14 protein-coding genes are annotated in these 14546 nt (G+C 72.9%); 8 read left to right on the top strand and 6 right to left on the bottom strand.

The window, feature by feature from the left end:
• Positions 1–274: 274 nt before the first annotated feature.
• A complete protein-coding gene (locus tag IF27_RS29015; protein WP_052852852.1) occupies positions 275–1111 on the top strand; it encodes an SDR family oxidoreductase in 837 nt (278 codons plus the stop codon).
• A 10-nt stretch (positions 1112–1121) separates the two neighbouring features.
• On the opposite strand, the gene IF27_RS29010 is transcribed toward IF27_RS29015, so the two are convergent.
• Positions 1122–1808 (bottom strand): restriction endonuclease, encoded by a 687-nt coding sequence (locus IF27_RS29010; protein ID WP_223291253.1) that lies wholly within the window; start codon positions 1806–1808, stop codon positions 1122–1124.
• A 140-nt stretch (positions 1809–1948) separates the two neighbouring features.
• Positions 1949–2281, bottom strand: coding sequence for a glyoxalase superfamily protein (locus IF27_RS29005; RefSeq protein ID WP_052852850.1), 333 nt, complete (start codon positions 2279–2281; stop codon positions 1949–1951).
• Positions 2282–2514: 233 nt separating this feature from the next.
• On the opposite strand from IF27_RS29005, the gene IF27_RS29000 reads away from it, so the two are divergent.
• The 5 genes from IF27_RS29000 (at position 2515) to IF27_RS28980 (ending at position 7189) form a co-directional block, all read left to right on the top strand.
• Complete coding sequence (locus IF27_RS29000) at positions 2515–3111, top strand: sigma-70 family RNA polymerase sigma factor (protein WP_052852849.1); 597 nt, start codon at positions 2515–2517, stop codon at positions 3109–3111.
• A complete protein-coding gene (locus IF27_RS28995; RefSeq protein WP_052852848.1) occupies positions 3108–3902 on the top strand; it encodes an anti-sigma factor in 795 nt (264 codons plus the stop codon). Before IF27_RS29000 ends, IF27_RS28995 begins: the two co-directional genes overlap by 4 nt.
• 383 nt (positions 3903–4285) lie before the next feature.
• Positions 4286–5920 (top strand): molybdopterin-dependent oxidoreductase, encoded by a 1635-nt coding sequence (locus IF27_RS28990; RefSeq protein ID WP_052852847.1) that lies wholly within the window; start codon positions 4286–4288, stop codon positions 5918–5920.
• A gap of 72 nt (positions 5921–5992) precedes the next feature.
• Positions 5993–6652, top strand: a complete 660-nt coding sequence (locus IF27_RS28985) for a fasciclin domain-containing protein (protein ID WP_052852846.1) — start codon at positions 5993–5995, stop codon at positions 6650–6652.
• 150 nt (positions 6653–6802) lie between these two features.
• Positions 6803–7189 (top strand): Dabb family protein, encoded by a 387-nt coding sequence (locus tag IF27_RS28980; protein WP_052852845.1) that lies wholly within the window; start codon positions 6803–6805, stop codon positions 7187–7189.
• 11 nt (positions 7190–7200) lie between these two features.
• On the opposite strand, the gene IF27_RS28975 is transcribed toward IF27_RS28980, so the two are convergent.
• The 4 genes from IF27_RS28975 to IF27_RS28960 form a co-directional block, all read right to left on the bottom strand.
• A complete protein-coding gene (locus tag IF27_RS28975; RefSeq protein WP_190233143.1) occupies positions 7201–8412 on the bottom strand; it encodes an MFS transporter in 1212 nt (403 codons plus the stop codon).
• A 186-nt stretch (positions 8413–8598) separates the two neighbouring features.
• Positions 8599–9633, bottom strand: coding sequence for a DUF4331 family protein (locus IF27_RS28970; protein WP_052852843.1), 1035 nt, complete (start codon positions 9631–9633; stop codon positions 8599–8601).
• Between the two features lie 327 nt (positions 9634–9960).
• Entirely contained in the window at positions 9961–10545 is a 585-nt protein-coding gene (locus tag IF27_RS28965; protein ID WP_052852842.1) for a TerD family protein, read from the bottom strand.
• A 704-nt stretch (positions 10546–11249) separates the two neighbouring features.
• Positions 11250–11465: a hypothetical protein gene (locus IF27_RS28960; RefSeq protein ID WP_052852841.1), complete on the bottom strand. Its 216-nt coding sequence runs from the start codon at positions 11463–11465 to the stop codon at positions 11250–11252.
• Positions 11466–12083: 618 nt separating this feature from the next.
• Between IF27_RS28960 and IF27_RS28955 the strand changes: the two genes are divergently transcribed.
• The gene (locus tag IF27_RS28955) at positions 12084–13349 is read left to right on the top strand and encodes an FAD-dependent oxidoreductase (RefSeq protein ID WP_190233140.1); all 1266 of its coding nucleotides are present in this window, start codon (positions 12084–12086) and stop codon (positions 13347–13349) included.
• Positions 13350–13369: 20 nt separating this feature from the next.
• A complete protein-coding gene (locus tag IF27_RS28950; protein WP_110946353.1) occupies positions 13370–14497 on the top strand; it encodes a cupin domain-containing protein in 1128 nt (375 codons plus the stop codon).
• Positions 14498–14546 lie beyond the last annotated feature (49 nt).

Here is a 14546-nt window from a genome sequence, read left to right as displayed (position 1 = left end):
TCGACCGGGAGCCGCTGGGACAACGGCACGGACCGCCCGCCCTGCGGTACAGGCACCGGTGGATCGGCCGAGGGGGGCGGGCCGTCGCACGCGGCGACGAGGACGAGTCCGCTGATCGCGACAGCGGGGAGCAGGCGGCGCACACCGTCGCCAACGAGCGGCGCCCGCACGGGACACGCCGCGTGTTGACCGCCGCCCGCCACGGTTGACCTCGACCCGCCTTGAACTCCTAGCGTGTCAGGCGAAGTTCCCCCGACACCCGGAGAACACATCCATGATTCTCGTGACAGGCGCGACCGGCAACATAGGGCGGCCCCTGCTGCGGTACCTGCGCGCGTCCGGCACCGACCGCCCCCTGCGGGCACTCACCCGCGACCGCGCCCGCGCCTCGTTCCCCGACGGCGTCGAGGCGGTCGAGGGCGACCTCGCCGATCCCGCCTCGCTCGACCGGGCCCTCACCGGAGCACGCTCCCTCTTCCTCCTCGCCGGAACAGGCCCCGAGGAGGCCGTCCTCGCCGCCGCCCGCCGGGCGGGCGTGGAGCACGTCGTCCTCGTCTCCTCCATCACCGTCCGCACCCACCCGCACCTGCCCACGGCGGCCCGGGTCCTCGCCACGGAAGACCTCCTGCGCGCCAGCGGCATGGCCTGGACGATGCTGCGGCCGACCCAGTTCGCCTCCAACACCCTCCTCTGGTCGGACGCCATCCGCGCACACCGGCCCGTCCGCCTGCCCTACCCCGACCTCGGCCTGCCGACGATCCACCCCGCCGACATCGCCGCCGTCGCGGCCTCCGCACTCACCGGGCCCGACCACCACGGCCGCACGTACCCCCTCACCGGCCCGGGGCCCGTCACCGCCAGGGAGCAGGTCGCCGCGCTCGGCGCCGCACTGGGCCGCGAGGTGCCCCTCACCGTGGTCAGCAGGAAGGAGGCGCACGAGGAACTCGCCGCGGCCGTGGGGGACGCCGTCGCGCACGCCATGCTCGACCTGACGGGCGGCGACATCACCGACGAACTCCGCGCCGTGCACGACACGGTCGAGCGCGTCACCGGCACGCCCGCCCGCCCGTTCGCCCAGTGGGCCACCGAGAACGCCGCCGCCTTCCGCTGACCCCGCCCGCTCAGCCCCGGCGCCGCCCCACCGGACGCGCCCGCCTCGCCCGGACACCCGCGACGCCGTACGCGCGCCGCCACCGGGCGAGGTGCCGCCCGTCCCCCTGCCCCCGCCCGCCCAGCCCCGCCACCGAGGCGAAGGACGCGCCGGCCAGCCAGGACGCGAGCAGGTCCCGGTGCACGACCAGGATGCCGTTGGCGACCGCCAGATCCAGCGCCTGCCGCGTGAAACGCGTGGTGGTCACGAACACCGCGACGTCCGCCGCGAAATGCGTCCGCGTCCCGAGCAGGTCCCGCATGTCCCGCACCCCGACCGACCGTCGCGGCCCGAACCGCTTGCACTGCACGATCATGCTGCGCCCGTCCGGCAGCCGCCCGGTCACGTCCCGCCCGTTGTCCCCCGTCCTGCCGACCTTCACCACGTCGGCGCACCCGTCACGCCGCAGCAGCGCGGCGACCAGCAGCTCGAAGGCGTTCCCGTCCAGGACGTCCACCTCGGCGAGCGACCTGTTCGCGGCCAGCAACCTGTCCTGCGCACGCCACCGCGCGTCCCGCTCGCGCAGTGCCCGGTGCACCCGCAGTCCCCACCACACGCAGGCCCCCGCCACGCCCACGACCGCCGCCCCCAGCAGCAGCGTCCCCGCCCACGGCCACAGGGCCAGCGCCGCCACCGCCACGACCGCCCACAAGGACACCCTGTTCCGCCGCTTCCGCGCCCGCCTCGCCACCCCGCCCACCCCGCTCGTCCCGTCCGGCACCGGGCACCAGCCTCACGCCCCGGGCGCCCCCACGGAAGAACGCACACCCGTACGAGCCCCGCGTACGGACGGGCCCCTCACTCCGTGGGCGTGCCCACCCGCAGCCGGTTCCCGTCGGGGTCGGACAGCTCGACCTCCCGCGCCCACGCGGCGGTCCGCACCTCCGCCCCGAACACCGCGGCGACCGCGTCCACGTCCTCCACCCGCAGATACACCAGCGCGCCGGGACGCGCGTCCCCCTCGTGCTCCGACAGGAACAGCCGCACCTCGCCCCGCGCCACCTCCACGAACGCCGGAAAACCCGGCTCGTACCTGTGTTCCCACCGCTTCTCGAAGCCGAGCCGTCCGTACCAGCCGACCGCCGCGTCGGCGTCCTTGATCCGGAGCACCGGAATCGCCTCTTCGCTCATCACACCATTCTCCTCGGTCCCCCTGGGCGCTTCCCCCTCCCGGGCCCCCCTCCGAACAAGGCCGCGAAAAAAACCGCCGCCCCCACCAATCCACGCGGGCACCGGCGGCGAATACCCCACGGTCCGCCGTACGGTGGGCACCGTTCGTCGTCGTTCGGAGAAAGTCGCATGGAGTTCGCTCTCACGGCCCCCCGGCCGGACCGTCCCGCCCCCGTCGGCGAGGGAGTCCGCCGGTGAGGGAGTCCGTCCGCCTGTCCGGCGTCCCACGGGACGGCGAGGGCCCCGCCCCCAGCCTCGCCGACTCGCTCGCCGAGGTCGCGCGCGGCGACCAGGACGCCTTCGCCACGGTCTACGACCGCGTCGCGGGCCCCGTCCTCGGCCTCGTCAGGTCGGTGCTGCGCGACCCCGCGCAGTCCGAGGAGGTGGCGCAGGAGGTCCTCATCGACGTGTGGCGCTGCGCCGCCCAGTACCGGCCCGACCGCGGCTCGGCCATGGCCTGGGTCATGACGCTCGCGCACCGCCGCGCCGTGGACCGCGTACGGTCCGCCCAGGCCGCGAGCGACCGCGAGCAGCGCGCCGCCCTGCTGGAGCGCACCCCCGCGTTCGACGAGGTCACCGAACAGGTCGAGGCGCGCCTGGAACGCGAACAGGTCAAACGCTGCATGAGCGGACTCACCGAACGGCAGCGGCAGTCCGTCACCCTCGCCTACTACCGCGGGCTGACGCACCGCGAGGTCGCCGACCTCCTCTCGCTGCCGCTCGGCACGGTCAAGACACGGATGCGGGACGGCCTGATCCGACTGCGGGACTGCCTGGGGGTGACGTCATGAAAGGCACAGGAACGAACGGCGAGGGAGTGACGCGGGACGACGAGGCCGAGCTGCACATCCTCGGCGGCGCGTACGCGCTCGACGCCGTCCTGCCCGCGGAACGCGCCCGGTTCGAGGGCCACCTGGGGCGCTGCCCGGCGTGCGCGTCCGAGGTCACGGAACTGCTGGAGACCGCCGCCAGGCTGGGGCAGGCCGTCGCCGAGACACCGCCACCCGCGATGCGCGAGGCCGTCCTGCGGCGCATCGGCAGCGTCCGCCAGGAACCGCCGCCCGGCGCCGCCGAGCCCGAGGTCCCCGCACGCCGGGGCGGCACGCGGCGCCGTGCGGTCGCCTTCGCGCTGGCCGCCTGCGTGACGGCCGCCGCGCTCGGCGGCACGGCCGTCTGGCAGTGGCAGACGGCGCAGGACGCGCGTGCCCGCGCCGAACAGGTCGAGGCACGCGCGGCCGAGCTGTCCCGCGTCATGTCCGCGCCGGACGCCCGGGTGACGACCGGCCCCCTCCCCGGCGGCGGCAGCGCCACCGTCGTGGTCTCGGCCTCGGCGGACCGTGCCGCGTTCGCCGTCTCCGGCCTGGCCGCCCCGCCGCCCGGCAAGGTCTACCAGCTGTGGTTCGACGAGGACGGGCGGATGCGTCCCGCCGGGCTGCTCGACCCGGCGGCCGACGGCGAGACCGTCCTCATGGACGGCGCCCTCGGCGGCGCGTCGGGGATGGGCGTCACGCTCGAACCCGACGGCGGCTCCCCGCAGCCGACCAGCGACCCCCTGGCGGTCATGGCCTTCCCGACCGCCTGACACCGCCCCGCACGCCGCCGACCGCCCCGCGCGGTCGGCGGCGTCGCCACGTCAGGCCACGCCGCCCCGCCTGCGGCGCCTCAGCCGTCGGTGGACCTGCCTCGTGAAGGCACGGCGCCCGACCCCAGGGCGTGCCCGCCAGGAGTGAGGTGCGCAGAGCGCCGACAACTCCACCAGCAGGGCCGACGATTCACGAGGCGCGCACGTACAGGCATTCGCCTACCGATCAAATGGCCGGTGGTTCCTCAGGGATCGTCCGCTGAGAGAGAGGAGAGTGGTCAAAGCCCCGTGTCCGGCGCGTATTTCGCCGCTCCTTCCGCAGCATTCCCGAATTTCTCCGAAGTCCCACCAATCCACCGCCCGTCGGGCTCCGAAGTACGGGCATGAGCGGCAACGAGGCGCAGCGCACGACCCGATGGCGGGCAGCGGCACGGGTGGGAATTCCCGGTGCGCTGTCCGGCCTCCTGGCCGCCGGCGCCGCGCTCGCCGTCGCCGAACTGTCCGCCTCCCTGATCCGCCGCGAGGCCGGACCCGTCACCGCCCTCGGCGGCGCCGTCATCGACCGGACCCCTGCCCCCGTCAAGGACTGGGCGATCCGCACCTTCGGCACCAACGACAAGCTCGTCCTGCGCCTCGGCATCCTTGCGCTCCTCGTCCTCTTCGCGATCGCCCTCGGTCTCGCGGCGGCCCGGTTCCGCCGCACGGCGGCGCTCGGCGTGCTGCTCGTCGGAGCGGTCGGGGCCGTCGCCGCGGCGGGCCGTCCGGACGCCGGACGGTTCGACGCCGTCCCCTCGCTCCTCGGAGCGGTGACCGGCGCGGCCGTCCTCCACTTCCTGGCCGGGCTGTTCCCCGCCATCCGCCGACGACCGGCCCCCGACGCCCAGGAGCCGTCACCTCCCACCGCACCGCCCCCCGACGTCCCCCCGGCCTTCGACCGGCGCGCCTTCGTCCTCGCGGCCACCTCGGTCGCCGCCGTGTCGGCCGCCTCGGGAGTCCTCGCCACCCGCATAAACCAGGCAGGCAGCAGCCAGGCCGCCGCCGCCCGCGACGCGATCCGCCTCCCGGCCCCCGCCTCCCCGGTGACGCCGTCCCCCCGCGGCGCCGACCTCGGCGTCGAGGGCATCACCCCGCACCTCACGTCCAACACCGACTTCTACCGCGTGGACACGGCCCTCACCGTCCCCCGCGTGAACGCCCGCAGCTGGCGCCTGCGCATCCACGGCGCGGGCGTCACCCGCCCCCTGACCCTCTCGTACGACGACCTGCTGCGCCGCGAGCTGATCGAACGTCACATCACCCTGACCTGCGTCTCCAACCAGGTCGGCGGCCCCTACGCGGGCAACGCCCGCTGGATCGGCGTCCCCCTGGCCGACGTGCTGCGCGACGCCGGGGTCCGCCCGCCCTCCGAAGGCGGACCGGCCGACCAGCTGGTGGCCCGGTCCGTGGACGGCATGACCCTCGGCACCCCCGTCGAGGCCGTGATGGACGGACGTGACGCGCTGCTCGCCGTCGGCATGAACGGCGAACCCCTCCCGTTCGACCACGGCTTCCCCGTCCGCATGCTGGTCCCCGGCCTGTACGGCTACGTGTCGGCCTGCAAGTGGATCGAGGACATCGAACTCACCACCTTCGCCGACTTCGACGCCTACTGGGTCCGCCGCGACTGGGCCGCCCAGGCGCCGATCAGGACCCAGTCCCGCATCGACACCCCGCGAGGCTTCGCCGACATCCCCGCCGGGACCGTACCGGTCGCCGGGGTCGCCTGGGCCCAGCACACCGGCATCGACCGGGTCGAGGTCCGGGTGGACGACGGCCCGTGGCAGGAGACCGAGCTGGCCGCCGAGGACACGGTGGACACCTGGCGCCAGTGGCGCTGGGACTGGCCCGCCCAGCCCGGTCGGCACCGCATCGAGGTCCGCGCCACCGACCGCACGGGGGAGATACAGACCTCGGAACGCTCCGACCCCATCCCCGGCGGTGCGACCGGATGGCACTCGGTGGTGGTCGAAGTGGCCTGACCCCGCCGTCCCCACGACGGACGCCCCCCACACCACGAACAGCCCAAGAAACCCCATTCCAGGAGAACCCTCATGAACGTCAACCGCATGCGCCGCACCACCGTCGCCCTCGTCGCCGCCGCCGTCCTGCCCCTCGGCCTGGCCGCGTGTTCGTCGGACGACGAGGACACCTCGGCCGACTCGTCCGACAGCCAGACCTCGCAGGAGGAGACCACGGACGAGCAGCCCACGGAGGACACCGACGAGGGCATGACCGACGCGTCCGCCCCCTTCGGCCCGGCCTGCGCGGGCGTCCCCGCCGACGGCGCGGGCAGCTTCAACGGCATGGCCCAGGACCCGGTGGCCACGGCGGCCAGCAACAACCCCGAGCTGGCCACCCTGGTGACCGCCGTCACCGCCGCCGGTCTCGGCGACACGCTCAACAACTCCGAGGCCCTCACCGTCTTCGCGCCCGTCAACGACGCGTTCGCCCAGATCCCCGAGGCCGACCTCACCGCGCTGCTCGCCGACGAGGCGGCCCTCACCGACGTGCTCACCTACCACGTCGTCGGCGAGCGCCTCACCCCCGAGGACCTCGCGAACGGCGAGTTCGAGACCCTCCAGGGCGGCACCGTGACCACCTCGGGCTCGGGCGAGTCCTTCACCGTCAACGACAGCGCCTCCGTGGTCTGCGGCAACGTGCAGACGGCCAACGCGACGGTCTACCTGATCGACTCCGTCCTGATGCCGTGACCCACCCCGGCCGCCTCACCGCGCGCCCGGTATGACTCCGGCGGCGCGGGCACCTCCTGCACCGGTGCCCGCGCCGCCGGTCCTTGCGCCCCAACCGGTGAATTCACTAATCTGAACCCGCTGGTCAATTTTCTGCGCGAGGAGCCACCCATGATCACCAACGTCCTGCGCTTCACCTTCAAGGACGGCACCACCGACGACGAACGGGCCGAGGTGCTCGCCCTCATGCGGCGCACGGCGTCCGTCGCCTCCGTCACGTTCGGCAGCGTCGGCCACGACCTCGGCGACCCGGCCGAGGGTTTCACCCACGCGTACTCCGCCTCCGTCCAGGACCTGACCGCCCTGGAGCACTACATGAACGATCCGGTGCACATCGAGGGCGACTGGACGATCCTCCCGCGCATCGCCCGGCTCTCCGCGGTCCGCTTCACCGACGACCCCGACCCGGAGATCGGTCCGCGCATCGGAGCCCTCCACGCCGCGAAGCTCGCCAGATACCCCGAGTGGGACCGGCTGCTCAACGCCATCCCCGCCTGACGGCCCGCGCCTCAGACCCGGTGGCGGCGCAGCCCCGGCGCCGCCGCCAGGGCCAGCGCCCCCACGACGACCAGCCCCCCGCCGACCGCTATCGCCACACGCGGCCCGAACGCCGAACCACCCGCCCCGTGCAGCGCGTCCGCCAGCCGAGGCCCCCCGGCGACGACGACCGTGAAGACCCCCTGCATACGGCCCCGCATCTCGTCGGTCGCCGCGGACAGCAGTATCGCCCCCCGGAACACCATCGACACCATGTCCGCCACCCCCGCGACCACCAGGAACACGAGCGCCACCCACAGGCTCCCGCTCAGCCCGAACCCCATGATCGCCAGCCCCCACACCACCACGCTCGCGATCACCAGCAGACCGTGCCGCCGCGCCCGCGAGAACGTCCCCGAGCCCAGACCGCCCAGCACCGCGCCCACCGGGATCGCCGCGTACAGCAGCCCGAGCGCGAACCCCTCCCCGTGCGAGGCGAACGTCTCCGACGCCAGCTGCGGGAACAGCGCCCGCGGCATCCCCAGCACCATCGCGATGATGTCGGCGACGAACGACAGCAGCAGCACCGTGTGCGCCGCCATGTAGCGGAAACCCGCCACGATCTCCCGCCATCCCGACCTCGCCGCCGCCGACGGGCCGCCCAGCGGCGGCAGCGCGGGCAGCCGCCAGTCCGCCCACACGGCCACGCCCAGGGCCAGCGCGTCGATCAGGTACAGCTCGGCCAGCCCGATCACGGGGATCAGCGCCCCGGCCAGCAGCGGACCGACCAGCATCCCCGTCTGCGAGACCGTCGAGCCCAGCGCGTTCGCCGCCGGAAGCTCCCCCACGGGCACGAGCCGGGGTATCGACGCGCTGCGCGCCGGAGCCTCCAGACCGAAGAACGCCTGCTGCACCGCCAGCAGGATCATCAGGGCCGCCACCGAGTCGAGCCCGGCGATCGCCTGCGCCCACAGCAGCAGCGACGTGACGGCTATCCCCGTGTCGCCGACGATCAGCAGCGTGCGCCGGTCCATCCGGTCGGCGACGGCCCCGCCCCACAGGGCGAACACGACCAACGGCAGCAGTCCCGCGAGGCTCGCGTACCCGACCCACACGGACGACCCGGTGATGTCGTAGACCTGCAAGGGCACGGCGACGGCCGTCAGCTGGCTGCCCACCGCCGTGACGACCGTCGAACCCCACAGCCGCCGGTACGCCGGCCGCCGCAGCGGCCGGGTGTCCATCGCCCACCGCCGCCGCACGGCCTCCCGCGGCTCCGCGTCCTCACTGTCTTCCCTGTCCACGCCCACGGCCGTCCCGCTGTCCTGTCGTCCCGCGGTGGGGGACGGCACACGTCCCCCACCGCCGCAGAACATATCCCGGGGCCCCGGACGCGCCCGCACGGCCCCGGACGATCCGCCCGGACGGGGTCAGTCGAGCACCGGCACGTAGGGGAACGTGTCCGACGGCTTCGCCGCGACCGCGTTCCGGTCCAGCCCGATGCCGAACGGGGTGTTGGTCGCGAACGAGAACATGACATCGGGCGCGTTGTCGATCATCGAGCGCCCGTTCCAGCACGCGAACCCGTACACGCCCTGCGTCCCCACGATGTACGGCATCACGTTCGGCAGCAGCCGCGCGGCGACCGTCTTCCCGTACGCCACCGGGTCCGCCGCCGTGCCGTACGCGCGGACGACGCCCGCGACCAGCTCGGCCAGCTTCTCCCCGTGCACCTTCACATCGTCGGCCGGGGCCGTCGTGTTCAGCCGGTTCCCCAGCTCCTCGTCGAGCTGCGCGAACAGCGGGTGCACCATCGGGTGCCCGAACCGGTTGACGGGCCGCCATCCGCCCGCGTCCGTCGCCAGACTCGTCAGCGCCCAGACGTCGATGTGCCGGTCGGCCCCGATCGCCGGGAGCAGCTCGTCGTCCGGCACCTCAAGGACGATCGTGTACACCTTGTTGTCGGCGAACAGGTTCTGCGCGCGCGCCGGGTCCCACGACGACAGGTCCACCCGTGTGCCGTTCGCGAAGGCGGCCCCGATCGCCTTCAGCACGTCGGGCTCGATCCAGAACGGGTCGCTCGCCCGCCCCGCCCACGCCCTGATGCCCCGCTCCGAGGCGACGGCCTGACCCGTGACGCTCTGCGCGACCAGGGAACCGGTGGCGTGGGGGTCACGCGCGTCCGTCCCCGTGATCATCCGCAGCTCGAACTCCTGGCCGCCCTGCGCGGTGCGCTCGCCGAAGCTGAAGCGGTAGGTCACGTCCTCGACGGCGTCGTGGTCGCAGTCGATCTTGATCTCGTACTGCGCCTCAGGGTGGAACCCCTTCGGCGCGTCCTCCCCGGCCGCCGAGGGACACACGTCCAGCACGAACGCGGTGCCGGTCTCCCCACGGAAGACGTACAGGTCGGTGATGTCCAGACGGACGTCCTGGAGGGCGAGGGGGGAGTCAAGGTGGTGTGACACTGCGGTTCTCTTCTCATGCGCGCGGGGGTGGGCGGGAGACGGAACTCCCTGGCGCTGTTTCCCGCGTCGGCGAATACGACGGCCGGGAACGGAACAGCGCGCTCTGCCACGCGAAAGCTAACCGAGTCCACCACCTTGCGGCACGTGACCACGCCGACGCGCCGGAGAATCGGCGTCGCCCGCACCGACGAAATGCGCGGTGCGTCCGTGCAATTCCGGTCTGCGGGAGGGCCGGGTGCCGCATTCCGCGCACCCGCGCCCCACTCCCGCATTCCCCGGGAACATCCACCGCCCGGTCGGCACGAGCTGCCCCCGTCGGCGCCGTGACTACGCGGTCGCGGCGAAGCGCATCAGGGAGAGTTCGTCCCCCTGCTTGACCTTGCCGGTCTTGTTCACGACCTGGAGTTTCCAGGAGTTGCCCGCACGGAATGCCTTGGCGATTGCGCAGCTGTTGTCGTTCGTCATGAGACTCGGCCAGATGTCCGCCACCTGCTGGATGTCTCCGCCGGTCGCGTCGTAGACCTTGAAGCTGACATTGCGTGCCTTCTGGAAACTGCTGCCGCGCTTGAACGCGCTGGCGACGAAGGCTATGGCCGTGATGTTCGGCGGTATACGGCCGAATTCGACGGTGACGGTCTCGTCGTCGCCCTCCCCGCGGCCCGTCTGGTTGTCCCCGGTGTGGAGGAGCGCGCCGTTGCCGAGCGGGTCGAGGGAGTCGAGCCCCGCAAGCCGCACCGGGTCGCTGCCCTGGAGCGCGATGGCGATGAGATCGAGGTCCGTCCCCATCTTCCTCCGCACCTTGCCGAGGACACCGCCGCTGCTTCCGGCGGTGGGGTCCCAGGACACGCCGATCGACATGTGGGTGATGCCGTCGAGGTCCGCCGGTTCGTCGTCTTTGGTGAGAGTGATCATCCCTGACCTCTTCTGGTCGATAGGTGGCGTGTTCTCCAGGTGAAGTGTGCCTGGTGCGACCGGCGCCCCTGTCCCCAGGGGGCGTGAGCGCGGCGCACCCGGCTCTTGACCGTGAACGGTCCTGCGGCCCCCGCGGTTCCTCCCCCTGGCCCGCCCCGCTCGCAGGGCCCCGGGGAGGCCGCCCATCACCCCCTGGAGCGATCTTCGGTCAATCACCTCACCCGCGCGCCCAGGTCAGGCAAGCTCCCCAACGGCTCGACTTGTGACCTTCCTTCTCACGTGAGGACGCCATGGCGCACGGATCGGGTGACTTGTCACCTACCCGGTGGACGCCGAGGACGGCATCCACCCGGCTGGACGAGTCCTCCCGGGCCTGCCGGACCCGTGTCGAGTCGGCCGAGAGGTCACTCAGGGCCGATCAGCGCAGACCCGCCGCCAGGTCACGTCCCTGGCCACCAAGTCCGCCGCAGCATTGACCGAGTTGCTGGCACCTCGACGCGCTGCGCGCCTCTGTCCAGGCACTGGCCGAGCCGATCCAGTCCGCTCCCGCCGTGTATCCGGGGGGACTTGATACGGTCACTGCCGGGTTGAGCACACACCGGAGTTCCGGCACGTCGTAGCCGGGGTGCTCCGCCTACCCGTGGACCCCCTGGATGTGGCTCAGCGGGCAGCGACGGCGCGCCGCATCCGCCACAGGGATGCGCTCAGGTGTCCCGCCAGTTCCGCGGACCCGCCTCCTCCGAGGCGGCAAAAATGCTCTCCAGGCCGGTCGCCTGCATCACGGGGCTGTACTCGTCCGGGACGGATTCGCTCGGATCGGCGCCCTCGACCGTGATCGCCAGTATCTGCTCCATCCACGGCCTGAGCACTTCCTGCTTGAACGTCTCCACGTCGCCGCCCTCCGCATGGACCATCGCCACCGCGTGGTCGGCTCCCGTTCCCACCAAGGAGAACGGCCGAGAGGGCCGAGCACAGGGGCGACACGGTCGAACAGATCACGCGCACCGCTGTGAGGATGAAGGCTCCCTGCGTCCCCACCGTCGCAAGCACGGCCATGATCCCGCCGGCAAGGAGGCGCGCTCCGTATCCCGCGAGCCATCCGGCGAGCTCGCGCGCCTGCCGTGCGGAGCCGCTGGTGAGGTTGACCACTGTGCCGCCGCCCAACTCCCGCAGGGCCGGTTCGGGCATCGCGTATTCATGAGAAGCGCTGTCCACCTCGGGCGGTACGTGCCACAAGAACCCACTTGAAAGTGCGCGGTTGCCCGAAGGTCAGTCACCGGACCTGCGCCGACCGGTGGCCCATGGAGTGAAATCGGCGGACGGGTCGGCGTGGTCGTCGGCCCGGTGTCCTGCTGACGGCACGGCACCGACGAGCCGTGCCGTGCCAGGGTTCCCCGTCGCCCCCTGTGGGGGAGTGCGCACGTCGCGAGGGGGTGCGCGACCCACCTGTACACCTCGGCTGCTGCCATCTTTTCTGCACAGAGGAATTAATTTCGGACAGCTTTCAGTTCTGCGGAACATGTGCCATGTTTAGGGCCATGCCAGGAAATGAACGTGACCTTTCGAGATGCCCGGTCGTCATCGTCGGCGGTGGACCGGTCGGCATGGTCGCCGCCGCATCGCTCGCGCGGCTGGACGTCCCGGTGGTGCTCGTCGAGGCGGAGGACGAGCCGAAGACGGACTGGCGCGCATCGACGTTCCACGCCGCGACCCTGGAACTGCTGTCCGGACTCGGCGTCGTGGAGCAGATGCACGCCGAGGGCCTGCAGGTGCCGATCTACCACTTCCGCGACCGCCGCGACGGGCTGGTGGCCGAGTTCGACTTCTCCCTGCTCGCCGACGAGACGCCCTATCCCTACCGCCTCCAGCTCAACCAGCAGCACCTCGTGCGCATGCTGCACCGGCAGCTGGCGGACACCCCCGGCGTCACGCTGCTGTTCGGCACCCGTGTCACCGGCGTCGAGCCGGCGCCCGGCGGCGGCGCCTCCGTGCTGGTGGAGGGCCGGGGCGGGGCGAGCGCCCTCGACGCGGCTCACGTGATCGGCGCCGACGGCGCGGGCAGCACCGTCCGCCGCTCGCTCGGCGTCGGCTTCACCGGCTACACCTACCCCGAGCGCTTCCTCATCGCCAGCACCACCATCGACCTGTCCGAGGCGCTGCCCGGCATCGCGGACGTCAACTACGTGGCGGACCCCCACGAGTGGCTGTTCCTCCTGCGCACCGTCGAGTCCTGGCGGGCCGTGTGGCCGGTCCCGCCGGAGCAGAGCGAGGACGAGGCCAAGGACGAGGCGACCCTGCAGCGGCAGTTCCAGGGCGTCGCGCCCCGGCCCGGCGGCTACCCGATCGTTGACCGCCAGCTCTACCGCGTGCACCAGCGGGTCGCCGAGACCTTCCGAGCCGGCGACGTCGTCCTGATCGGCGACGCCGCCCACATCAACAGCCCGATGGGCGGCGTCGGCCTCAACAGCGGCATCCACGACGCCATGGACGTCACCCGCCGCATCGCCCGCATCCGCTCCGGCGAGGGCGACGCCGAGAGCGAGCTGTCCACGTTCGCCGAACTGCGCCACCGGGTGGCCGTCGAGTACGTGCAGGCCGACACGCAGCGCAACACGCAGCGGCTGATGGAGACCGACGAGGCGCGGCGGCGCGCCTCGCACGACGAGATGCGCGCCATCGCGACCGACCCCGGCCGGGCGCGCGCCTACATGCGGCGGGCGTCGCTCCTGGAGAGCGTGCGCCGCTTCGGGATCGGGCTGCCGCCCGGCCACCCGTCCCCGTCCGAGGCCGTCCCGGCCCACTGAGCACCGGCAAGGAGACCGACATGTCAACACTCGACGACACGCAGGCGCAGACCACGGCGGCCGGACCAGCCGACGGGGAACCGGAGTTGGCGGCGCTGTACGAGGACATCGCCGCCGCCGGCCTGCGCCCGCTGTGGACCATCACCGAGCAGCTCCTCACCCCGACCCCCAGGCCCCGGGCCGTGCCGTGGCTGTGGCGGTCCTCGGTGCTGCGCCCGCTCGCCGAGCGCGCCATCGGCCTGGTGCCGGTGGAGCGCGGCGGCGAGCGCCGGGTGCTGTCGCTGACCAACCCCGGCCTCGGCGGGCGCCCTTACGCCGCCGGGACGCTGTGGGGCGCGATCCAGTGCCTCGGCCCGCGCGAGACGGCGCCCGCCCACCGGCACACACCCGGCGCGATCCGCTTCGTCATCGAGGGCGAAGGCGTGTGGACGACGGTCAACGGCGACGCCTGCGACATGCATCCCGGCGACCTGGTCCTCACCCCCGGCGGCGCCTGGCACGACCACGCCAACGGTGGCGACGGCAGCATGTTCTGGTTCGACGGCCTCGACCTGCCCATGGTCGAGGCGCTGGACGCGATCTTCTTCGAGCCGCACCCCGAGCTGCGCCAGCCCGTCGAGGGCGAGCACAACCGGTCGGAGACGGCGTACGTGGCCGGCGGCGGCACGGCGGGCGCCACGATGACGTCCGGCTCGGTGGACGGCCCGCTCGACGCCGCGCCCTCCCCGCTGCTGGTCTACCGCTGGTCGGCGACCGACGAGGAGCTGACGCGGCTCGCCGTCGAGGACGGCGGCCCGCTGGTGAGCGTCGAGTTCACCAACCCGCACTCGGGCGCCAGCGTGCTGCCGACGCTCGCCTGCGGCATGCACCGGCTGCTGCCGGGCGGCTCGTCGGCCCCGGTGCGCCGCAGCGGCAACAGCGTGTACGTCGTCTTCCGGGGCGAGGGCAGCAGCGTCATCGACGGGCGCCGCTTCGACTGGTCGGCCGGGGACATGTTCGTCGTGCCGTCGTGGTCCGCCGCCGAGCACCGCTCGGCCGCCGGAGCCGATCTCTTCAGCCTCGGCGACGCCCCGGTGCTGCGTGCCCTCGGCGTCTACCGCGAGGAGACGCTGCCCGAACCCCAGGTCGTCACCGGTGTGTTCGACTGACCAGGGCCGGCGGCGACCCGTTGTGACATTCGATTCTGTGAAAGGTTCC

This window comes from Streptomyces avicenniae, from assembly GCF_000719135.1.
GTDB classification, from domain to species: domain Bacteria; phylum Actinomycetota; class Actinomycetes; order Streptomycetales; family Streptomycetaceae; genus Streptomyces; species Streptomyces avicenniae.
Note: the sequence above shows the minus strand (reverse complement) of the source record. Positions and strands in the feature narration are given on the sequence as shown.

What these genes read in the sequence shown, in the direction of transcription:
- IF27_RS29015 (WP_052852852.1), top strand. Translation starts at nt 275, where the DNA reads ATGATTCTCGTGACAGGCGCGACCGGCAACATAGGGCGGCCCCTGCTG.
- IF27_RS29005 (WP_052852850.1), bottom strand. Translation starts at nt 2,281, where the DNA reads ATGAGCGAAGAGGCGATTCCGGTGCTCCGGATCAAGGACGCCGACGCG.
- IF27_RS28995 (WP_052852848.1), top strand. Translation starts at nt 3,108, where the DNA reads ATGAAAGGCACAGGAACGAACGGCGAGGGAGTGACGCGGGACGACGAG.
- IF27_RS28990 (WP_052852847.1), top strand. Translation starts at nt 4,286, where the DNA reads ATGAGCGGCAACGAGGCGCAGCGCACGACCCGATGGCGGGCAGCGGCA.
- IF27_RS28985 (WP_052852846.1), top strand. Translation starts at nt 5,993, where the DNA reads ATGAACGTCAACCGCATGCGCCGCACCACCGTCGCCCTCGTCGCCGCC.
- IF27_RS28980 (WP_052852845.1), top strand. Translation starts at nt 6,803, where the DNA reads ATGATCACCAACGTCCTGCGCTTCACCTTCAAGGACGGCACCACCGAC.
- IF27_RS28975 (WP_190233143.1), bottom strand. Translation starts at nt 8,412, where the DNA reads ATGGACACCCGGCCGCTGCGGCGGCCGGCGTACCGGCGGCTGTGGGGT.
- IF27_RS28965 (WP_052852842.1), bottom strand. Translation starts at nt 10,545, where the DNA reads ATGATCACTCTCACCAAAGACGACGAACCGGCGGACCTCGACGGCATC.
- IF27_RS28955 (WP_190233140.1), top strand. Translation starts at nt 12,084, where the DNA reads ATGCCAGGAAATGAACGTGACCTTTCGAGATGCCCGGTCGTCATCGTC.
- IF27_RS28950 (WP_110946353.1), top strand. Translation starts at nt 13,370, where the DNA reads ATGTCAACACTCGACGACACGCAGGCGCAGACCACGGCGGCCGGACCA.